This window comes from Pseudomonas sp. AB39(2026) (assembly GCF_059831485.1).
The window spans coordinates 3,765,001-3,788,336 of sequence record NZ_CP195212.1; the positions used below are offsets into that span (position 1 = coordinate 3,765,001).

9 protein-coding genes, 2 tRNA genes and 3 rRNA genes (1 of these 14 running past the window's edge) are annotated in these 23,336 nt (G+C 57.6%); all 14 read left to right on the plus strand.

Annotation, left to right across the window (positions count from 1 at the left end; translation table 11 throughout):
- Positions 1-87 (plus strand): 16S ribosomal RNA (locus tag ACSAMW_RS17320); it begins 1,452 nt to the left of the window's first position.
- Between the two features lie 107 nt (positions 88-194).
- Positions 195-271, plus strand: a tRNA-Ile gene (locus ACSAMW_RS17325).
- 29 nt (positions 272-300) lie between these two features.
- Positions 301-376 (plus strand) — tRNA-Ala (locus ACSAMW_RS17330).
- Between the two features lie 257 nt (positions 377-633).
- Positions 634-3,522: ribosomal RNA gene (locus ACSAMW_RS17335) — 23S ribosomal RNA — on the plus strand.
- Between the two features lie 125 nt (positions 3,523-3,647).
- Positions 3,648-3,763, plus strand: a 5S ribosomal RNA gene (rrf, locus tag ACSAMW_RS17340).
- Together the 16S, 23S and 5S rRNA genes with 2 tRNA genes alongside form the textbook arrangement of a ribosomal RNA operon.
- A gap of 155 nt (positions 3,764-3,918) precedes the next feature.
- The gene (recC, locus tag ACSAMW_RS17345) at positions 3,919-7,374 is read left to right on the plus strand and encodes an exodeoxyribonuclease V subunit gamma (protein ID WP_500591345.1); all 3,456 of its coding nucleotides are present in this window, start codon (positions 3,919-3,921) and stop codon (positions 7,372-7,374) included.
- Positions 7,371-11,057, plus strand: coding sequence for an exodeoxyribonuclease V subunit beta (gene recB / locus ACSAMW_RS17350; RefSeq protein ID WP_500591346.1), 3,687 nt, complete (start codon positions 7,371-7,373; stop codon positions 11,055-11,057). Before recC ends, recB begins: the two co-directional genes overlap by 4 nt.
- On the plus strand, positions 11,054-13,129 hold the full coding sequence (gene recD / locus ACSAMW_RS17355) for an exodeoxyribonuclease V subunit alpha (protein ID WP_500591347.1): 2,076 nt from the start codon (positions 11,054-11,056) through the stop codon (positions 13,127-13,129). The genes recB and recD overlap by 4 nt, the downstream gene beginning before the upstream one ends.
- Before the next feature lie 129 nt (positions 13,130-13,258).
- Positions 13,259-15,259 carry a peptidase domain-containing ABC transporter gene (locus ACSAMW_RS17360; protein ID WP_500591348.1) on the plus strand — a complete coding sequence of 667 codons (2,001 nt, stop codon included), beginning with the start codon at positions 13,259-13,261 and terminating at the stop codon, positions 15,257-15,259.
- 57 nt (positions 15,260-15,316) lie between these two features.
- The gene (locus ACSAMW_RS17365; protein WP_500591349.1) at positions 15,317-16,123 is read left to right on the plus strand and encodes a hypothetical protein; all 807 of its coding nucleotides are present in this window, start codon (positions 15,317-15,319) and stop codon (positions 16,121-16,123) included.
- Between the two features lie 17 nt (positions 16,124-16,140).
- Positions 16,141-16,482 carry a hypothetical protein gene (locus ACSAMW_RS17370; protein ID WP_500591350.1) on the plus strand — a complete coding sequence of 114 codons (342 nt, stop codon included), beginning with the start codon at positions 16,141-16,143 and terminating at the stop codon, positions 16,480-16,482.
- Positions 16,388-17,125, plus strand: coding sequence for a hypothetical protein (locus tag ACSAMW_RS17375; RefSeq protein ID WP_500591351.1), 738 nt, complete (start codon positions 16,388-16,390; stop codon positions 17,123-17,125). Before ACSAMW_RS17370 ends, ACSAMW_RS17375 begins: the two co-directional genes overlap by 95 nt.
- Positions 17,126-17,326: 201 nt before the next feature.
- Positions 17,327-17,893 carry a hypothetical protein gene (locus ACSAMW_RS17380; protein WP_500591352.1) on the plus strand — a complete coding sequence of 189 codons (567 nt, stop codon included), beginning with the start codon at positions 17,327-17,329 and terminating at the stop codon, positions 17,891-17,893.
- Positions 17,894-18,617: 724 nt separating this feature from the next.
- Complete coding sequence (locus ACSAMW_RS17385; protein WP_500591353.1) at positions 18,618-23,309, plus strand: SPM autocatalytic domain-containing protein; 4,692 nt, start codon at positions 18,618-18,620, stop codon at positions 23,307-23,309.
- Positions 23,310-23,336 lie beyond the last annotated feature (27 nt).

Below are 23,336 nucleotides of genomic sequence, written 5' to 3' on the forward strand. Positions count from 1 at the left end.
AGGACGGTTACCACGGTGTGATTCATGACTGGGGTGAAGTCGTAACAAGGTAGCCGTAGGGGAACCTGCGGCTGGATCACCTCCTTAATCGACGACACAGCCACCCATAAGCACCCACACGAATTGCTTGATTCCTTGTAAAAGACGATAGAAGCAGCTTCAAGCGGTCAGCTTTAAGCTACAAGCTCGAAATTGGGTCTGTAGCTCAGTTGGTTAGAGCGCACCCCTGATAAGGGTGAGGTCGGCAGTTCGAATCTGCCCAGACCCACCAATTTTGTGTGGGAATGCCTGTAGAGATACGGGGCCATAGCTCAGCTGGGAGAGCGCCTGCCTTGCACGCAGGAGGTCAGCGGTTCGATCCCGCTTGGCTCCACCATTCCTGTTCTGCTTCTGCTGTTTAAAGCTTAGAAATGAGCATTCCACCGACACGGTGCCTGAATGTTGATTTCTGGTCTTTGACTGGATCGTTCTTTAAAAATTTGGGTATGTGATAGAAAGTTAGACTGAATAGCACTTTCACTGGTGTTTATTCAGGCTAAGGTAAAATTTGTGAGCTGTTCCTAGAACAGAAGTGCGAATTTTCGGCGAATGTTGTCTTCACAACCGTAATCCCGAGATTGCTTGGGGTTATATGGTCAAGTGAATAAGCGCATACGGTGGATGCCTTGGCAGTCAGAGGCGATGAAAGACGTGGTAGCCTGCGATAAGCTTCGGGGAGTCGGCAAACAGACTTTGATCCGGAGATCTCTGAATGGGGGAACCCACTCAGCATAAGCTGGGTATCTTGTACTGAATCCATAGGTGCAAGAGGCGAACCAGGGGAACTGAAACATCTAAGTACCCTGAGGAAAAGAAATCAACCGAGATTCCCTTAGTAGTGGCGAGCGAACGGGGACCAGCCCTTAAGTTGGTTTGAGATTAGCGGAACGCTCTGGAAAGTGCGGCCATAGTGGGTGATAGCCCTGTACGCGAAAATCTCTTGTCAATGAAATCGAGTAGGACGGAGCACGAGAAACTTTGTCTGAACATGGGGGGACCATCCTCCAAGGCTAAATACTACTGACTGACCGATAGTGAACCAGTACCGTGAGGGAAAGGCGAAAAGAACCCCGGAGAGGGGAGTGAAATAGAACCTGAAACCGTATGCGTACAAGCAGTGGGAGCAGACTTGTTCTGTGACTGCGTACCTTTTGTATAATGGGTCAGCGACTTATATTCAGTGGCGAGCTTAACCGAATAGGGGAGGCGTAGCGAAAGCGAGTCTTAATAGGGCGTTTAGTCGCTGGGTATAGACCCGAAACCGGGCGATCTATCCATGGGCAGGTTGAAGGTTAGGTAACACTGACTGGAGGACCGAACCGACTACCGTTGAAAAGTTAGCGGATGACCTGTGGATCGGAGTGAAAGGCTAATCAAGCTCGGAGATAGCTGGTTCTCCTCGAAAGCTATTTAGGTAGCGCCTCATGTATCACTGTAGGGGGTAGAGCACTGTTTCGGCTAGGGGGTCATCCCGACTTACCAAACCGATGCAAACTCCGAATACCTACAAGTGCCGAGCATGGGAGACACACGGCGGGTGCTAACGTCCGTCGTGAAAAGGGAAACAACCCAGACCGTCAGCTAAGGTCCCAAAGTTATGGTTAAGTGGGAAACGATGTGGGAAGGCTTAGACAGCTAGGAGGTTGGCTTAGAAGCAGCCACCCTTTAAAGAAAGCGTAATAGCTCACTAGTCGAGTCGGCCTGCGCGGAAGATGTAACGGGGCTCAAACCATACACCGAAGCTACGGGTGTCACGCAAGTGACGCGGTAGAGGAGCGTTCTGTAAGCCTGTGAAGGTCAGTTGAGAAGCTGGCTGGAGGTATCAGAAGTGCGAATGCTGACATGAGTAACGACAATGCGAGTGAAAAACTCGCACGCCGAAAAACCAAGGTTTCCTGCGCAACGTTAATCGACGCAGGGTTAGTCGGTCCCTAAGGCGAGGCTGAAAAGCGTAGTCGATGGAAAACAGGTTAATATTCCTGTACTTCTGGTTACTGCGATGGAGGGACGGAGAAGGCTAGGCCAGCTTGGCGTTGGTTGTCCAAGTTTAAGGTGGTAGGCTGAGATCTTAGGTAAATCCGGGATCTTAAGGCCGAGAGCTGATGACGAGTGTCCTTAGGACATGAAGTGGTCGATGCCATGCTTCCAGGAAAAGCTTCTAAGCTTCAGGTAACCAGGAACCGTACCCCAAACCGACACAGGTGGTTGGGTAGAGAATACCAAGGCGCTTGAGAGAACTCGGGTGAAGGAACTAGGCAAAATGGCACCGTAACTTCGGGAGAAGGTGCGCCGGCGAAGGTGAAGGGTTTACCCCGTAAGCTTTTGCCGGTCGAAGATACCAGGCCGCTGCGACTGTTTATTAAAAACACAGCACTCTGCAAACACGAAAGTGGACGTATAGGGTGTGACGCCTGCCCGGTGCCGGAAGGTTAATTGATGGGGTTAGCGCAAGCGAAGCTCTTGATCGAAGCCCCGGTAAACGGCGGCCGTAACTATAACGGTCCTAAGGTAGCGAAATTCCTTGTCGGGTAAGTTCCGACCTGCACGAATGGCGTAACGATGGCGGCGCTGTCTCCACCCGAGACTCAGTGAAATTGAAATCGCTGTGAAGATGCAGTGTATCCGCGGCTAGACGGAAAGACCCCGTGAACCTTTACTATAGCTTTGCACTGGACTTTGAGCTTGCTTGTGTAGGATAGGTGGGAGGCTTTGAAGCGTGGACGCCAGTCTGCGTGGAGCCAACCTTGAAATACCACCCTGGCAACCTTGAGGTTCTAACTCAGGTCCGTTATCCGGATCGAGGACAGTGTATGGTGGGTAGTTTGACTGGGGCGGTCTCCTCCCAAAGAGTAACGGAGGAGTACGAAGGTGCGCTCAGACCGGTCGGAAATCGGTCGTAGAGTATAAAGGCAAAAGCGCGCTTGACTGCGAGACAGACACGTCGAGCAGGTACGAAAGTAGGTCTTAGTGATCCGGTGGTTCTGTATGGAAGGGCCATCGCTCAACGGATAAAAGGTACTCCGGGGATAACAGGCTGATACCGCCCAAGAGTTCATATCGACGGCGGTGTTTGGCACCTCGATGTCGGCTCATCACATCCTGGGGCTGAAGCCGGTCCCAAGGGTATGGCTGTTCGCCATTTAAAGTGGTACGCGAGCTGGGTTTAGAACGTCGTGAGACAGTTCGGTCCCTATCTGCCGTGGACGTTTGAGATTTGAGAGGGGCTGCTCCTAGTACGAGAGGACCGGAGTGGACGAACCTCTGGTGTTCCGGTTGTCACGCCAGTGGCATTGCCGGGTAGCTATGTTCGGAAGAGATAACCGCTGAAAGCATCTAAGCGGGAAACTTGCCTCAAGATGAGATCTCACTGGAGCCTTGAGCTCCCTGAAGGGCCGTCGAAGACTACGACGTTGATAGGTGGGGTGTGTAAGCGCTGTGAGGCGTTGAGCTAACCCATACTAATTGCCCGTGAGGCTTGACCATATAACACCCAAGCAATCTGTGCCTGCACAGAGCGCGGTGGTGAAGACGCATCCGAAAAGACGCACACTCACACATCACATACCCAGATCTGCAGCCGCGTGAACACGAGGCCGCAACCCGAATTTCTTGACGACCATAGAGCATTGGAACCACCTGATCCCATCCCGAACTCAGTAGTGAAACGATGCATCGCCGATGGTAGTGTGGGGTTTCCCCATGTGAGAGTAGGTCATCGTCAAGATTCAAACCCAAAACCCCTGGTCGCCCTGCGATCAGGGGTTTTGTCTTTTCAGGCCGTTTCAAATACGCCACGCATGCCACCCTGCCACCCTGCCACCTTGCGACCTCCCGCCAGTAATGGCATGGTCAGCCTCTTTCTTGATACTGAGCTACACAATGTCTGCAACAGCGTCCATCACACCAGGGTTCATGGTTATCCATGGAAATCGGCCAGATGACCTGAGAAGCCTGGTGGTGGAGTGGATGCGTCTGTATCCCTTGCTCCCCCTGCAAAACGAAGTGGCGCTGGTGCAAAGTAATGGCATTGCCCAGTGGCTCAAGATGGCGCTGGCCGAGGACCGTGATGAAGGCGGCTGCGGTATTGCGGCGGCCATTGACGTGCAATTGCCAGGTACCTTCATGTGGCAGTTGTACCGGGCAGTGCTCGGCAAAAACGAAATTCCCGAAACGTCCCCCTTGGACAAAACACCGCTTACCTGGCGGTTGATGCGCTTGCTGCCCACGGTTATCGGCCAGCCGACCTTCGAACCCCTGGCACGTTTCCTGGGTGACGACATAGACATGCGCAAGCGCTACCAACTGGCTCAGCGCTTGGCCGACCTGTACGACCAATACCAGGTATACCGCGCCGACTGGCTGGAAGACTGGGCCAATGGCACGTTCCAGTTACGCAGTGCGCGTGGCGACATGAGGCCCTTGCCAGAAGGCAACTGCTGGCAGGCGGCGTTATGGCAGGCATTGCTGGAAGACGTGGGTGCGGAGGGCATGGCCCAAAGCCGAGCCGGGGTACACCAGCGCTATATGGATGTGATCATGGAGGCCGAAACAGCGCCCTCCAACCTGCCTGAGCGCGTGATCGTGTTCGGTATCTCTTCACTGCCAGCCCAAGCCCTGCACGCCCTGGCAGGCCTGGCCCGGTTTACCCAAGTGCTGCTGTGTGTGCACAACCCCTGTCGCCACCACTGGGCAGACATCGTGGCCGACAAAGACCTGCTGCGCAGGGAGTACCGTCGCCAACAGCGTAAGGCAGGCATGCCGGCCGAGATGGACATCGAAAGCCTTCACCAACATGCGCACCCGTTGTTGGCCGCTTGGGGTAAACAGGGGCGAGATTACATCAGCCTGCTGGATGAGTTTGACAAGCCCGACAGCTATCGCGGGGCCTTCAGCGACGGCAAGATCGACCTCTACAGTGACGATGAAAGCCCAACACTGTTGAGCCAGCTGCAGAATGACATTCTTGAGCTTCGGCCGATGCAGGAAACCCGGGAGTTATGGCCCGCAGTTGATCCCCTTCAGGATACGTCCATACGCTTTCATATTGCACACAGCCCACAGCGCGAAGTTGAAATTCTCCATGACCAACTGTTGCAACGCTTCTCGGCCAATTCCCAACTTCGGTCCCGAGATATCATCGTCATGGTCCCCGACATCAACGCGTATGCGCCCTCCATTCGGGCTGTGTTCGGGCAGGTGCCTCGTGAGGATGCCCGGCACATCCCCTTCACCCTGAACGACCAAGGGCAACGAGGGCGTGATCCGCTGTTGATCGCCCTTGAACACCTGCTTCAATTGCCAGACAGCCGCTTTGCCGTGGGTGAGATTCTAGACCTGCTGGATGTACCGGCACTGCGCGCCCGGTTTGGCATTCCCGAGCAGTCTTTGGCCATTCTTCATGGTTGGATAGAAGGCGCCGGCATTCGCTGGGGCCTTGATGCAGGCCAGCGCACCACCCTTGGCCTACCCAGCGGCATGGAGCAAAACAGTTGGCGCTTCGGCCTACGGCGCATGTTGCTAGGCTATGCCGTGGGTGGCGGGGCAGGGTTCGACGGCATTGAACCCTATGACGAGGTAGGCGGGCTTGATGCATCCTTGGTAGGGCCCCTGTACGCGCTGATTGACCGACTCGACCATTGGTACCAAGCCTTGGCCACGCCGGCGTCGCCTCAGGTTTGGGGTGAGCGCTTGCAGCAATTGCTGGCAGACCTCTTCCTTGCACAGGACGAACACGCCGAATACCTGTTGATCCAGCTGGATGAATTGCGCGACCAATGGCTGCAGGCCTGTGAACGGGTAGATCTCAACGAAGCGTTGCCGCTGACCGTGGTGCGTGAGGCCTGGTTGGCAGGGCTTGACCAGGGCAGCCTGAACCAGCGCTTCCTGGCCGGCTCGGTAAACTTCTGCACCCTGATGCCCATGCGGGCCATTCCGTTCGATGTGGTGTGCCTGCTCGGCATGAACGATGGAGATTACCCCCGCGCCCAACCCCCCTTGGACTTCGACCTCATGGCCGTGGACTACCGCCCCGGTGACCGGTCGCGGCGTGAAGACGACCGCTACCTGTTACTTGAGGCGGTGCTGTCTGCACGCGATCAGCTGTATATAAGCTGGGTAGGCCGCAGTATTCGTGATAACACCGAGCGCCCGCCCTCGGTGCTGATTGGTCAGCTTCGGGACCACCTTTCGAGCGGCTGGCGGCTAACGGGTACCGAACAGTACGACCACCACCTGATCGAAGCCCTGACCCTGGAGCACCCGCTGCAACCCTTCAGTGCGCGCTACTTCGAAGCCGGTAACCCTGATGTGTTCAGCTACGCCCGAGAGTGGCAGCGGGTACACGAAACCGCTTCCACAGTCGCGCCTTCGCCAGCGTTACCTGCTCAGGCCCCAGACGCCCCTATTGGGCTTGAGGTGTTGGCCAATTTTCTGCGCAACCCCGTGAAGCACTTCTATACCCAGCGCCTAAAGGTCTATTTCGAAGACGTGCAGGGTGCCCTTGAAGAGGCTGAGCCTTTTACCCTCGACGGTTTGCAGCACTACGGGTTGAGCAAGCATCTGCTAGAGGCAGCAGTGCAAGGAGAGGCGGACGGCCTTGAGGCCTTGCTGCAGAATGAGGCGCAGCGCCTGCAGGCGGCAGGCCGGCTACCCATGGCTGGCTTTGGGGCACTGCTGCAGGCCGAGCTGATCGCCCCGTTGCCAGACCTGGTGACGCGGTACCAGGCCTTGCTGATACGCTGGCCTCACCCTCAGCAAAGCGCATTGCCTCTGCAGTTCGAAGCCCATGGCATCACGGTTGAAGGCTGGCTTGGCGGCGTACATGAAGGCGAAGGCGGCTCGCTTCTGGCCGTTACCCTGGTCGCAAACGCTATCAATACCCGAGGCGGGCGCAAATGGTCACGGCTTATCGACAGTTGGGTACAACACCTGGTGGCCTGCGCCGAAGGCCTGCCCCTGCACACGGCCATTGTCGCCACAGACACCTCCTTGTTGCTCGCACCTGTTGAAAGAAGCACCGCCACTGCAGCGCTCGCCGACCTCCTGAAGGCCTGGCAACTGGGCATGTGCCAACCGTTGCCCGTAGCGCCACGTACCGCCTTTGCCTTCCTGGCGGCAAAAGACCGTGAGAGCGGTTTGAAAGCCGCCCAAACCACATACGATGGCAGCGATTTCGGCGCGGCCGGCGAGCGCACCCGAGACATGGCGCTGGCCAGGCAGTACCCGGATTTCACGGCCCTGAGCCGGGATGAAACCTTCGAAGGCTGGGTGGCGACCTTGTATGAACCACTGTTCAAAGCCCCCTGGGTTGACCTTGCACAGGAGGCTACACAATGAGCCGCCCCCTAGCCCTCACCTTCCCCCTGCACGGCAGCCAGTTGATCGAGGCCAGTGCCGGCACGGGCAAAACCTTCACCATCTCGGCGCTTTACTTGCGCCTGGTATTGGGCCATGGAGAAGAAGACAGCGGTTTTGGCCGTGAGCTGCTGCCGCCTCAAATCCTTGTGGTCACCTTTACGGACGCGGCTACTAAAGAGCTGCGCGATCGCATTCGTACCCGCCTGGCACAGGCCGCGCAGTTTTTTCGGGACGAGCTGCCTGCACCTGATGAACTGGTAAGGCAGCTGCGCGAGGACTACCCCCCGGCCCAATGGCCGCTGTGTGCGAGCAAGCTGGATGCCGCAGCACAATGGATGGACGAGGCGGCGGTATCTACCATTCATGGCTGGTGCCAGCGCATGCTGCGCGAACATGCATTCGACAGCGGCAGCCTGTTTACCCAAAGCCTGGAGACAGACCACAGCGAACTGCTGGGCGAGGTGGTTCGCGACTATTGGCGGCAATACTGCTATGGCATGGCAGGTGAAACCCTGGCGTGGGTACGCGACAACTGGAAATCCCCTGCCAGCCTGCTACTGCGGGTGAGGTCACTGTTGGGCGCCGCCGAGCCTGTTGAGGAAGGTAGCCACCCTGGCCACCACATCGAAACGGGGCTACAGCGTCGGCTGGATGAACTGACACGGCTCAAACAGCCTTGGGGCGACTGGGTCGAACAGGTGCGTGGCCTGCTGCTGCAAGGTATCGCCGACAAAACCGTGGATGCGCGCAAGCTCCAAGCGCGTTATGTGGAGCCTTGGTTGCAGGGGATTGCCCAATGGCACGCCGACCCCCATGCGCACCACCTCGACATCGGCAAAGGCTTCGAGCGGCTTACCCCCGAGGGCATTGCTGAAGCCTGGAAAGGTACGCCCCCCACCCATGAGGCGTTCGACGCCATGGTGACCCTGCGCGAGCAGCTCAACGCCTTGCCAGACCCTGGCGCCGAGGCCCTGCAGCACGCGGCGGCCTGGGTGGCGCAGCGCTTTGAAACGGAAAAGCGCCGGCGTGCGGAAATGGGCTTCGACGACATGCTGCTGCGCTTGAATGCCGCCCTGCGGGGCGAGTCTGGTGAAGCCTTGGCGCACATCATCCGCGAGCAGTTTCCCGTGGCGCTGATCGATGAATTCCAAGACACCGACCCCATTCAATACAGTATTTTCGAACGCATCTACCAGATCGGTGACAACCGCAGCGACCTGGGCATTTTCCTGATCGGCGACCCCAAGCAAGCCATTTACGCCTTCCGCGGCGCGGACATTCATACCTACCTGCGCGCACGCCGGGCCAGTGCAGGTCGCCTGCACAGCCTGGGCACCAACTTCCGTTCCACCCAGGCCATGGTGGCCGGCGTGAACCGGGTATTCGAGCAGGCCGAGGGCCGAGAGCAGGGGCGGGGTGCGTTTCTGTTCCGAGAAGCAGACGACAACCCTGTACCCTTTCTGCCCGTGGCCGCTCAAGGGCGAAAGGATCGGTTTCAGGTGGCCGGCAGCGACCAGCCGGCCTTGACCTTCTGGGCCTTGGCCAGCGACAAGCCGGTCGCCAACGGTAATTACCGGGATCACTTGGCCCCAGCCTGCGCGAGCGAAATTGTGCGGTTGCTGGCGCTGGCCAAGGAAGGCCGGTGTGGGTTTACCAGCGAAGCGGGGGACACTCGGCCACTGGCCCCGGCCGATATCGCGATTCTGGTGCGCGATGGCGGCGAAGCACGGGCCATACGCACGCAATTGCGGGCACGGGGCGTGCGCAGTGTGTACCTGTCAGACAAAGAGTCCGTGTTTCGCAGCCAGGAAGCGCTGGATGTGCTGGCATGGCTACGCGCCTGCGCCGAACCGGACGCCGACCGCTTGCTGCGGGCTGCGCTGGCCAGCGTGACCCTGGCCCGGCCATTGAGTGAGCTGGAAGCGTTGAACCGTAACGAACTCACCTGGGAAGCACGGGTGATGCAGTTCCGCGAATACCGCACGCTCTGGCGCACCCAGGGCGTGCTCAGCATGCTGCGCCGCCTTCTGCACGATTTCGACCTGCCCTTGCAGCTCACCGACCGCCCGGAAGGTGAGCGTATTCTCACCAACCTGCTGCACCTGACCGAATTGCTGCAGCAGGCCTCTGCCGAACTGGACGGTGAACAGGCCTTGGTGCGTTACCTGGCCGAACGCCTTACCAGCACCCAGGACGGCGGCGAGGAGCAAGTGGTACGCCTGGAAAGCGATGAGCAACTGGTCAAGGTGGTGACCATTCACAAGTCCAAGGGCCTGGAATACCCCTTGGTGTTTCTGCCCTTCGTGTGCAGCGCACGGCCTGTAGACGGCAGCCGGTTGCCAGTGACCTGGCATGGCCCCCAAGGCGAAGTGCGTGTGTCCATGTCACCCGATGAGGCTGCCATTGCCGCTGCCGATGATGAACGCCTGGGGGAAGACTTGCGTTTGCTCTACGTCGCCCTCACCCGTGCCCAATACGCGTGCTGGCTGGGTGTTGCAGACCTCAAGCGAGGGCGCGAGAGCAAGTCTGCCTTGCACCGGTCTGCGCTGGGTTACCTGCTGGGCGGCGGTTCGCCTCTGGCCGAATCCGAACAGCTCAACCAGTGGCTTGCCAACGTACAAGGCGGAAACCCGGCGTTGGCGGTCGTTCCCGTGCCCCAGGTTACCGAACAGGCCTACGTGCCGCCCAAGCGCGACCAACAGTTACAACCGGCGCGTGTGCCTGTTCGGCGGGCCGCGGAGCACTGGTGGATCGCCTCGTACAGTGCGTTGCGCATCGCTGAAAACGTGGACGGTGGCGGCCTGGCCCCCGACAGCTTGCGCGCGCAGAACCTGCTGGACGACGAACCGCTCAGTAGTGCTGCGGCCCTGTTCCCTTTGCAGGGCTCGATCCATCAGTTTCCCCGTGGCCCGCACCCAGGCACGTTTCTCCATGGCTTGCTGGAATGGGCCGGGCGCGAAGGCTTTGGGGCCTTGGCCGCCCACCCTCAGCAGTTGCGCGATACCCTGGCCCGGCGCTGTGCCACCCGGGGCTGGAGTGGGTGGATTCCCACCCTGGAACAGTGGCTCAATGGCCTGCTGCAGGTGCCCCTGCCACTGGCTGAAGGGCACGCGGTACGCCTGGTAGACCTGAACACCTACCGCTACGAAATGGAGTTCTGGTTTGCCAGCCGCCAGGTGGATGTGCACCGGCTCGATACCCTGGTGCGTCAGAACACCCATAACGGTGCCCCACGTGCCGCCGCGGAAGGCTATCGGCTCAACGGGCTGTTCAAAGGCTTTATCGACCTGTGCTTCGAATACGAAGGCCGCTACTACGTGGCCGACTACAAGTCCAATTGGCTGGGGGCAGACGACGCCAGTTATTCACCGGCTGCCATGGAAGTCTCGATTCTTGAGCACCGCTACGACCTTCAATACGTGCTGTACCTGCTGGCCCTTCACCGCCAACTGCAGGCCCGGCTCCCGGACTATGACTACGACCAGCACATGGGGGGCGCTTTGTTCATTTACTTGCGAGGGTTGAGCGCCCGTACCCGTGGCGTGTATTTCAGCCGCCCGCCCCGTGCCCTGATCGAACAGCTGGACCTGCTGTTCCAAGGCAAGCTGGAGCAGCGCGACACCGATGCACAGGCTGACCTGTTCGGGGGCGCACCCGTATGACCGACCTGTTTTCTACCGAGCCGGACACTGAGCTGGACAAGCCCAACCCCCTGGCCACTACCATAGGCCTGTTCGAGCTGCTCAAGCAATGGGTCGCCCGGGGCTGGCTTCGGCCACTGGACGAAGCACTGGTACGGTTCTTTGCCGAGCGCGTGGCCACGGCTCACCCATTGGTACTGCTGGCCACGGCGCTGACCAGCCACCAACTGGGCCATGGCCACGTGTGCCTGGACCTTGAGCAAACGCTGCTGGAACCTGACTTCGCCTTATCCTTGCCTCCAGAAGGGGATGCGACCCTGAACAGCGAAGTGCTGCCATCCAAAGTGCTGGCCCACTTGGACCTGGCCGGGTGGCAGCACGCCTTGCGCGCCGCCTCACTGGTGGCCGAAGGTGCGCAGGGAAGCGCGGAGTGCCCACTGGTGCTCAGCGGCAACAGGCTGTACCTGCGCCGCTACTGGAATTACGAGCGTGCCGTAGACACCGCCATGCGCCACCGCCTGGCTGCCCCGGCCGATGTACCTGGCGACCTTGCAGAGCGGCTGGCGGCCCTGTTCCCAAATGCAGGCGGCGAGCGCATCGATTGGCAAAAGCTGGCCTGCGCCCTGGCCACACGTGCAGCGTTCAGCATCATTACCGGCGGCCCCGGCACCGGCAAAACCACCACCGTGGTACGCCTGCTGGCGCTGTTGCAGGGCCCGAGGGTAGAGGCCAATCGGCCCTTGCGCATTCGGTTGGCGGCACCCACTGGCAAAGCTGCGGCGCGGCTAACCGAATCCATTGGTGTACAGGTGCAGGGCCTGGACGTGGCCGACGCCATCAAGGCCCGTATACCCACGGAAGTGACCACGGTGCACCGCTTGCTGGGCAGCCGGCCAGGTACCCGGCACTTCCGCCACCACCGGGGCAATCCTTTGCCGCTGGACGTGCTCGTGGTGGACGAAGCGTCCATGATCGACCTGGAAATGATGGCCAACCTACTGGAGGCCCTGCCACCCCATGCGCGCTTGATTCTGCTGGGTGACAAGGACCAGTTGGCCTCTGTGGAGGCCGGCGCAGTGCTGGGGGACCTGTGCCGCGATGCCGAACTGGGTTACTACTCCCAGGCCACCCGCGCCTGGCTCGAAGCCGTGGCTGGCCAAAGCCTGGCCGCCGCCCAATTGCACGAGGGCGATGCGCAAACCCATGCCCTGGCACAGCAACTGGTAATGTTGCGCCACTCCCGCCGGTTCGGTGAAGGCAGCGGTATCGGTGAGCTGGCCCGCTGCGTGAACCAGCAGCGGCCCGAGGACGCCCGCCGTCTATTGGGGGACCGTAGCTTCCAGGACATTGCCACCGTTCGGCTGCAAGGCGAGCAGGATCAAGCCCTGGAGCGCCTGTTGCAAAACGGCGTGGCCCGGGGCAGCGGGAACAAGAATGGCCCACATGGCTATCGGTATTACCTCACCCTGCTGAACACTCACCGGCCCGTCGCCGGTACGCCCTTGGAAGCACATGATTGGCTGGCCTGGGCGGCGCAGGTGCTGGCCGCTTTCGACCGCTTCCGCCTGCTGTGTGCCGTGCGTAAAGGCCCCTGGGGTGTCGAGGCCGTCAACCAGCGCGCTACCAAAGCCTTGTATGCCGCTGGCCTGATCGAAAGTGACCACAGCTGGTACGAAGGCCGCCCTGTGTTGATGACCCGTAACGACTATGGCTTGGGCCTGATGAACGGGGACATCGGCATCGCCTTGCGCCTGCCCGAAGCCGAGGGCTCGTCCACCCTCACGTTGCGCGTGGCCTTCCCGCGCAACGACGGCCAGGGCGGTGTGCGTTTCGTGTTACCCAGCCGGCTTACCGACGTGGAAACCGTCTACGCCATGACGGTGCACAAATCCCAAGGCTCCGAATTCGAACACACAGCGCTGGTGCTGCCGGATGCACTGAACCCTGTGCTTACCAAAGAATTGATCTACACCGGCATCACGCGCGCGCGCGATTGGTTCAGCCTGATCGAACCACGGCCCGGCATCTTCGAAGAGGCCGTGAAGCGCCGGGTAAGGCGCTTGAGTGGGCTGATGCTTGAGCAGGCGGGTTGACCCAGGTAGGTAGTGGTCCTAGCGCTTAAGGTATCTCGAAGATTCCTACAGAAGCTTCGGACGCGGTCCGACATACAGGGCCGGCGCTCATGGTTAACCTTGGTCCGACTTCGTTGAAAGGCTCGGATCATGGACACGTGCAGTACCAGCCTGATGCACTGCCTGCAGGCAATCGCCCGCTTTCACCAATGCCAGGTAAAAGCACCGGCTAATCCAAGCGTCACATGGCCTGGGCTGCTCAAGGAGGCAAAGGCCTATGGCTTGGTGGGTCGCTACCACCCATGCGCTGCCCACACGCTGCCCACGGAGGCACTGCCGGCCATCGCGCTGGGCGTGGACGGGAAGGGCTTCATCCTGGCCGCCACTCGAAAAAACGAAGTGCTGGTGCATTACCCGGCCACTGGGCGTTCTGAAACCTGGTCGCTGGCACGGCTAAGCGAACAGTGGTCAGGCCAATTGCTGGTGCTGCGCGGCGGGCAGGCGAGCACGGGTAGCCTGGCTCGTTTTAACTTCACCTGGTTCGTTCCCGCATTGGTCGAACACCGCAAGTGGCTGGGGCAAATCCTGCTGGCCGCCTGCGCGCTGCAGGTGTTCGCGCTGGCTTCTCCGCTGTTTTTCCAGGCGGTAATGGACAAAGTGCTGCTGCACCACAGCCTCCATACGCTGGAGGTACTGGTGCTGGCCCTTATCAGTGTGGCGGTTCTGGAAAGTAGCTTGAGCGCTATCCGTACCTACCTGCTGGAACACACAGCCGCCCGCATCGACGCCAAATTGGGTAGCCAGCTGTATCGTCACTTGCTGGCGCTTCCCCTTCCTTACTTTCAAGCTCGCCGCTGTGGGCATATTGCTGCTCGCCTGGGCGAGGTTGAAACCCTTCGGCATTTTCTCTCCGCTCAAACCCTTGGTGCTCTGGTCGATACCGTGTTTTTCGCCGTTTTCACGGCCGTTCTTTTCTACCTCAGCCCCACCCTGGCCGCTGTGGTGTTCTGCTCGCTTCCACTTTACGTCTTGCTGGCGGTGTGGCTTACGCCACATTTGCGTCAACGGCTGGAACAACAGGCCAACAAAGGCGCAGAACAGCAGGCTTTTCTGCTGGAAACCCTGCGAGGCATGGACACACTCAAAACACTGGCTGCCGAGCCCCAGTTGAAACAACGCTGGGCCCGCTTGCAGGCACATACCTCTTTGGCAGGGCTACGCGCCGGCAATGTCTCCACCCTTATGCAAGAAGCCGTAAGCCTGGTCGGCAAGCTCACCACAGCGGCCGTACTGGGTATTGGCGCCTGGCTGGTGATCGCCTCCTCACTCACCCTAGGGCAACTCATTGCCTTCAACCTTATTGCTACCCGCGTCGCCCAGCCCGTACAACGGCTTGCACAGCTGTGGGTGCAATTCCAGCAAGCCGGTATCGCTATGCACCGCCTGGCGGACGTACTGGATACCCCACGCGAAGACCACGACACCTCGCTGGTGGCACTGCCTGACGTGGCTGGGCATATCGAATTTCGTGACATTACGTTCCGCTACAGCCCAGGCCAGCCCCCTGTGCTCGAACACTTCAACCTCGTAGTGCAGGCGGGGGAAGTGGTGGGCATTCAAGGGCCTTCCGGCTGCGGCAAAAGCACGCTGGCCCTGCTGCTTCAGAAACTCTACGTGCCCGAGCAAGGGCAAGTATTGATCGACGGTATCGACCTCGCCGGCCTACAGCCGCTCTCGATCCGGGAACGCGTTGGGGTTGTTGTTCAGGAGAGCGTACTGCTCAGCCGCACCGTGCGCGAAAACATCGCCCTCAACGACCCTGGCGCGCCGTTGGATACGATTGTGGCTGCCGCCCAACTCGCTGGCGCGCACGGCTTCATCCTCACGTTACCCCGCGGCTACGACACCCTGTTGCAGGAAGGCGGCAGCTCCCTGTCAGGCGGGCAACGGCAACGTATCGCACTGGCACGAACGCTATTTACCAACCCGAAAATATTGATCATGGACGAAGCCACTAGCGCGCTGGATGCCGAGGCCGAACAACACATTCTTAGCAACATGCCGGAAATAGTTAAGGGCAGAACGGTGCTGATTATTGCCCATAAGGCACAGGCGTTGAAGGCGGTGGATCGGGTTGTGGTGTTTGAATAACAAAAGTTAGTTATGGGTTCGTGATTTTCCGCGTAGCGACGTTAAAGGATTTTTAAAATGAGCCGGGTAGCTAAATGCTTTGCCGCTTTCGGTAGAAATTTTGAGTTTCTCACCAGAAAAGAAATGCGCCTGCTTTTTATTGGTACGGCAACTCTATTTTTTTTCACGTTTTTTTCTCCGGCACGTTTGTCAGCTTTATTCGGATGGCCAGATAGTAGAACGCCGATGGGAAAATGGGTTGATCATTCCAGAGCACGCTCCAGTTATTGCGGTGTGTTTGGGCGGTATGTTTATGATTTTCCGAGAAATATATTAAGGTGGACTGTTGAATACGAGGGTGAACCTTCTTGGGGAGGTGAAAGGGACTGGAGGATTAAAGGTTGTTCTGATCGCTTTAAAAGGGCTGGTTTTGATTTCAAGCTTCCGAACGTTTCTTTAGCACAGCAGCCAAACCATGTGGAAAATAACCTGAAAGTCAGCGTTAGCCTATCCCAAAGTAATAATCCCCATGCGACTAGGGACATGGTAAGCCACTATCGAGGTTTGAAAGTAGGTGGGATACCATCTGGCGCTTTCGATATAGATGTAGGATTGCACTATTTCGATGTTGATTTGGGCTTTCGCTATCTGAATATGGAAAGCATTTCCCGGAATAGAATATTTTGGGGTTTGGACAACCCCTCAGAAGATGATGTTTATATTTCCTGCTCTATAGATGCGCTTGTTCCCCAATGTAGCTTTCATTCCGCTAGCTCAAAGCTGGGGGCAAGTTTGGTTATCTCTATGGCGATGAATCATTTGTCCGATTGGAAGATGATAAAAGATAGAGGCGAAGCACAGCTTTTACCCTACAAAGTTCAATAAAAAGAAGGAGTTAGTAAGTGAATATAACAATAAAAGATTTGGACGAGGCCGATGCGCTGCTTCGTGCCCATGGCCCGGCAGCAGCTTACGACTTTCTTACTCAGAAAGGTTCCAAATACGCTGTTTTGGCAAATGGGGTAGCGAAGGCTGACACATTAGCTGGTGTTTCTGCGATTTCGTATATGAAGGAGCGATATTTTGAGGGCCAAGTTGTTGAAATGCTCGATAGTCTTTTAATTGAAGTAAAGGGTAGGAGAGCTCCTGATGAAGAAAGGCCTATTCGTGCTGCTAGTTGTCGTTGTGATGGTTGCTATCCGATTGACTTACCATCCAGAGCTGTTGCTTTTCCTAAATCATGATGGGAAAAGTGAATACCATATTTCAGAAGCGCGGATAGATTCAGGTTATATCTGCGGCACGATCGGGGATTGGGTTTATCGCTTTCCGAAGGAAATATTCGGACCAATAGCGCAGTACGTAGGTGACGATCCTTGGGGAGGAGATTTTCCGAATCCTAACCGTGGGTACGCCGACCAACTGACTGGACTCATATTTCGTATGTGTATGCCAGGGTATGAATTGGTGAATTTCGACGTAAGGTCAAACAAGGACTGCTTTGTAAGAGGCGGTATTTCGCTGACAAATAATAAACGTTATTTAGAGGACTTAGTGGCCATTCGAAGGGCGTATAGATTGGATGCGAGCAAGGAAGATAGTTATGAAAAGAATTTGAGATTATTTAGGTTTGACGTAAAAAATGGTTGGGCTGAACGCATATTTTGGAAGCCTGGTTCCAAAGAAAATCCCTATATTTTTGGTAGATGCAGTATTGGTTTACCATTCCCACAATGTAGTTTTGAAATGTATAGCCAAAGGCTTAGTGCGTCAGTAGATGTAGGGTTTTCAATGGAGCATATTGAAAGGTGGTGGGAGTATCTGTCTTTGGCGGAATCCCAGTTGAATCACTATAAGTATGCAAGACTTAGGGGTAAGCAGATATGAAATTTGTATCTTGGCTTTCGCCAGGGTAATAGCTTGATTTAAGCAATGGTTTTCTACAGTGGGCTATTTTTCTACTGCTGTTACTCGGTTTTCTTGCGCCCGTTAGGGGCTAAAGTCTGGCGCCAATGCGCCTGCGGTTTCCAGTTTAAAGGCAAAGAAAATTGAAAGTGCGGATGGGCCCAATTTAGAGTGGGGCGGCGAATGGGCAAATTGACTACTTTGATGTTGGGGCTTGTTCCTGTGCTGATCTGGCTTGGCTGGTGGGAAGGCAAGTATTTCATGGACGCAGAAATCTGCACGTTTTATCAGCGCCCTAATCGAGCGGTTGCAAGTATAGCGGTTAGTAAAGAGGAGTGCTCTCTTATAGAATTTGACGGAGGCGGGTACATAAATATTTTTCTCGACGTCCGTACAGGTAGGCTGCTTCCAGAAAAGAGAGGCCCTGATGTAATACGGGTATTGGTTAGCCTAAATTATGAGTTATCTAGTAATAGGCCAGTGGTTAAAAAAACCAAGAGGTTTCTAGAGAATCCGCCGTTTCCAGATATTCATAAAGAAAGTTTTGAATGTTTGGGAAGTGACGGCGAGCTGCTATCTGCTGCTTCATATCCAGCAGGCTGGGCTGTGCGTAGAAGATATAAAGATATAACGCTTCGTTACTCATACGGGTATAACGTTGCGCCTATAGAGTATGTTGACAGGGTTGTTCTTAATTTTTTCAAAAAAATGAATAAGCTAGGAGCTTTTAATGAAAATTTCTTTGACTGAACAGCAGATTGGCGAAATAAAAAGGCTGCAGGACGGTGTTCGTTATCCTGAGATGTATGGCTATCTTGGTAGTTTGGTTGCTACTGCCGCAGAAGCGGCCGAAAGTTCCGAGGCGAGAGAGGACCACCTGCGGCTGTATACCTGGCTGGGTACTGCAAAATCAATTAATGCGAATGACAAAAGTTTACTAAGCGAGGTGGTAAGAGGATCAATGCAATCCGCGTCCCTTCACCAAGGTCTGGTTCTGACTGAGGCTGGCTTCCAAAGTGCATCAGATAAGCTTGCTCAAGAGGTTGGGTCCATGATATTGAGTAATGGTTTTATACCTCCGGCCGGAGAGATTATAGCTACGGATGTTAGGCAGGCAGTTAATGGTTTGAATCTTGAGGCATGGCAGTGGGCAGGCACAGCAGGTGACCTGTTACCTCCACCATTTGGTCTAGGTAAAGACTATCAAAGTTTTCCGTTGGACATTGATTTTCCAAAAACTGTGATAAAGGCAGTTTTACAGAATATAGGAGGGCTTAGGAAGTATTTTCGAGAGTTGCTGCCGGATGTAATGGGGCAGCAAGATGCCTATGGCCAGATTGCCTTGGATACTATAGTTGGGTTGCTTACTATCCCCCTCGATACAGAAAAGTCAAAAACATCACTCTCGATAGAAATCAATACCAATCCTGCACCTAAAATTGAAATTACGGACGAAAGCGCTGCTGCACAAAATGTGCAACAAGGCTTCGTATTCCAGTCCGCTACAGATTCTATTGCACTAAAGCAAGGCGAGCTGGACAGTACCGCTTTCTTCGCTTCCCAAGCTGCCAGCCTGGCCACCGGCGGCATTCGCCCAGGCGAAACACAAATCGATCCAAACGTCCGCCCCAGTGAATACCTTCAGCAGTCCTTTATCGATAAGGGCGAGGCCTGTACGCCGACCGAACGGCTGCAGAACAGCCTTCTCCTGAACAACCTCGGTGCTAACACCACCCATAACGTTTATGTAGACCCGTTGTTGCTGGACCTTACAGGCAATGGCGTAACCATGACCTCGATCACACAGGGCACCGTTTTTGATATCGACAACAGTGGCGCTGTGAAACGTACCGGGTGGGTGGGGGCAGGTACTGGCGTGCTCGTAGTGGATGATGGCGATGGCCTTATTCGGCACGGTGGCGAGTTGGTGTCTGAGTATATGGGAGGTGCCACCGGCCAGAACGGCCAGGCCGGGGAGGTGAGGTTCACGGATGCGTTTGCTGCACTGGCCACGTTCGACAGCAATGCAGACGGCGCTATAACCGCAGCTGATGAAAAGTGGCAAGCATTAAAAGTATGGTCAGATGAAAACGGAAATGGCAGCAGTGAGGCCGGTGAGCTCAAAACCCTAGATGAGTGGTCCATCACTGAAATAAGCCTGGCAACACAGCCCGCGAATACCGTCGATGCCACCGGTAATACCGTACGCGCCGCAGGCAACTTTACTGTGGCCGGCCAACAGCGCCAGGCCTTGGCGGTCAATTTTCTCAGCGATGCTGTGAGCCATGTGGTCACGGCTGACGAAGCAGGCCAGCGTATCGAAAGCGCGGTGCTCGACACCAAGCGTACAAGCTACGTAACGCTCAACGATGCGGGAGTAATCCTTGATGCTCAGGCATTGGGCGTGCAAACGGTCCAGGGCGGCTTGGGTGATGACACGCTGAAAGCTTCCCCCGGAGGTAGTTGGCTTGTCGGGGGCGGAGGTAATAACCGCTATGAGGGCGCGGCAGGCGACGATGTGTTCCTGATCAGTGCCAGCGATGATACGTCCCATATCACCGGCGGCGGTGGCCGAGATGCAGTCATTGTGATGGGTGACGGTGCTGTGTCAATTAACCTGGGCAAAGCAGGTGTACTCATGGCGCAGGGTGGGCGTGGCCATGATGTGTTTGTGAGCGGCAGCGAGCACGGCGTATTCATCAAGGGTGGCGAAGCAGGTAGCACGATCTTTGGCGGGGGCGGTGAGGATGTGCTGGTGGGCGGCAAAGGTCGCAACACAATTATTGGTGGTTCGGGTAAGTCCGTTATCTATGCCGGGCCAGGCAATGACCTCATCTATGGCTCGATACAGGGCAGCATCATCTACGCAGGCGCTGGCAACGCCACCATTACCGGCCGCGACGCCGACGACGTGATTGAAGCAGGCAAGGGCAATGCCACCATCGACGGGGGCGGGGGTACCAACCTGGTCACCCTTCATGGCGATCATGGGGACTACGTGATCACGCCCATCGACAACGGTTACCGCATCGAAGACAAGGTCGCTGGCCGCGACGGCACCCTTACCCTGACGCGCATCCAGAAACTCAACTTTGCTGATATATCCGCCGTGAACCTTGGCGGGCCGAATGCAATGCCGGTCACGGATACGGTACGCACGGATGCCGCAGGCGCGCCCTTGACGCGAAGGGAGGGCGCACGCGTGATTGCGGCAGCCGCTTTGTTAGCAAACGATCAGCCTATGGGCAGCCAAGGCCCGTTGCGCATCAGCGAAGTCAGCGATGGGCTAGGCGGCACGGCTGTGCTGAATGAACAGGGCGATGTGGTGTTCACCCCCAACCCTGCCAGCCAGGGCGCCATGGGCTTCAAGTACGCCTTGGTGGACGCCGCGGGCAACCCGGCCATGAATGTGGTCAGCCTTAAGACGGGCGAAATGGCGCCCATGCGTGGCGAGGTGCACCTGCTGACTGACCAGGCCCCCACTGACCCGCTGGCGGCTCGCCAATGGTACTTGGGGGATGTGGGTGTATTGCCGGTGTGGGAGCAGTACAGCGGGAAAGGCGTACGCGTCGGTATTTTCGAGCCGGGGGGAGAGTTCGCGGTAGAGCCTGAAACCTTCGACATCCACCATCCAGACCTGGCACCCAATGTTGACCCAGGGTGGCTGGCCGCCCAACGCAAAGCAGGTACCTTGCCAACGCAGTTCTCCAACCATGCGACCCAGGTAGCAGGCGTAGTGGCCGCCGCGCGGGACGGCCAGGGTGCGGTGGGGGTGGCACCTGGCGTTACCCTCGGCGGGCATTACTTGGCCAACCGGGGCGATGACCTTACCAGCCTGTCCAATACGTCCCATTACGACGTGGCCAATAACAGCTGGGGCTTTACCACAGACTTTGCCCTGACCAACCTCACCAGCGGCAGCATCACCACCGAAACGGCCTTGATGCTCAATGCCCAGTACGCGGCACGCAATGGCCGCGGTGGCTTGGGCACTGTGATGGTGACGGCAGGTGGCAACGCGCGGGCCAGCGGCGGTAGCGCACAGGGTTCGCTCACCAATAGCCATCGCCACGCCATCCAGGTAGGCGCCATCAATGCTCAAGGGGACCTATCAACCTTGCAAGTGGGTGCTGCGCCGTTTTCCAACCCAGGCACAAGCCTGTTGGTGTCCGCCCCCGGCAGCAACGTGCTGTCTACCAGCCGCAAACTGGACACGGAGCGCGGCTCGGTATTTGGCAGTGATTACAGCGCCACGCAAGGCACCAGTTTCGCAGCGCCGATCGTGTCGGGCATCGCCGCGTTGATGCTTGAAGCTAACCCCTCCCTAGGTTACCGGGATGTGCAACGCATCCTGGCGCTGTCTGCCACGTATGTGGCCGATCCCACCACGCACTGGGCCTACAACGGTGCGAAGGCCGTAAACGGGGGTGGCCTGCATAAGAGTGATGACTATGGCTTCGGCAAGGTCGATGCCCGTGCCGCGGTAAGGATGGCGGAAAGCTGGTCTGCCAGCAGTACCTTGGCCAATGAGCAGAGCGTAGGTGTGGTGAATACGCCCGTTAATCTGGCCATTGGCGCTGGTCAATCGGTTCGGTCCGAGCATGTGCTCACGGCAGGTGTGAAGGTTGAACACATTGAAGTGGACATCTACAGCGAGGTCGGCCAGCTGGGTGACTTGCAATTGCGGCTTACCTCACCGGCAGGTACGCAAAGCCTGTTGCTGGACCGTGCGGGCAAGAAACGCTCTGGGGAAGGCGCCGGCGACGCTGACCGTGGCAGCGACCGAGCCGGCGCCTTCAACTATACGTTCACCTCAACCCAGCATTGGGGTGAATACAGCCAGGGTGCGTGGACGCTGGAAGCCGTAAATGCCGCCGACGGCAAACCCATCACACTCACGAGCTGGGGGATGCGCGCGTATGGCGAAGCGGCCTCTGCCGATGACCATTACGTGTACACGGATGAGTTTGCCACCTTGGCCATGGAACCGGGCCGGGCCGTGCTGGACGATGCCGTCAACGGAACACCTGGCGGCGACAACACGCTCAACGCCGCCGCGCTTTCAGGGGACGCACGCATCGACCTTCAACAGGGCAGCGCCACCTTGGCGGGCCAGGCCTTGAGCATTGTGTCACCCGCTAGCATGGCCCATGTGATCACAGGCGACGGTAACGACACCTTGATCGCTTCTAGCCAGGGCACGGTACTGGAGGGTGGGCGAGGCGCCAATACGCTGGTTGGCGGGGCTGGGAAAGATCTGTTCGTGGTGCGCCAGCGTGCGGGCGGCCAGGACAGGCTTGAAGGCTTCGAGGCTGCCAGGGGCGAATTGATCAACCTCAGTGGCGTGGGCGTTACTGCTTTCACGGAACTGGCCGTTACTCAAGCCGACGCGGACACACTGGTCAGCCTGCCCAACGGGCAGCGCATCACCTTGGCTAATACCCAAGCCGCCAGTGTGTCGGCTGACCACTTCCGTTTCGACCGGCAGGTAAAGCGGCCTGAGGGGTACTTCGCGGGTGAAGCGCCGGTACCGCCTGTGCCGCCGGCAGCAGGGGTGGGGGAGGTTGTGCTGAGCGGTGGTGGGAAAGGGGTAGGGCTTAACTTTGGCCCCAGTGGCGCCGAAGCGAAGCTGTTGGGAACCGTGTACGAGCGCAGTGGGCCGGGGCCCGCGACGTTCATAGCGGCGCGTCAGGAAGGCGAAACCGAGCTACGAAACACCCTACGTGGCTTCAACCCTTCAACTGACAAGATCGACCTTGCCCAGTTGGGGATTTCGAATTGGGGTGAGTTGGTGCTTGAGAAGCGAGAGCGCATTGTCATCAACGGCTTGCCGCTGGCTAACGGCACGTCGATCAAGACAGCCCCCAATGCTGAAGGCAAGTTCATTGACGTGATGTACATCGACGGCCTGGACCCTAGCCAGCTGGCCGAGCAGCACTTTGTGTTTGCGCCTGCTGGCAGTGCTCCCTATTTGCCAGACCCCAAGCCTGCCATGGCGCAAGCCTTGGTCAGTGCGGCCGAGCCCGCTGAAAGCATTGCCGCCTTGGCGCCTGCTTCGCTTGTTCAGGCGATAGCAGCGTTTGCACCGGAAGCCGCCGGCAGCACAGGCCTGCCCTGGGACCTGCGCCAGTCGGCCAACGTGCCGCTGATGGCCCAAGTCGCGTGACACGCCTCCTCACTTAACGCGCCGCTG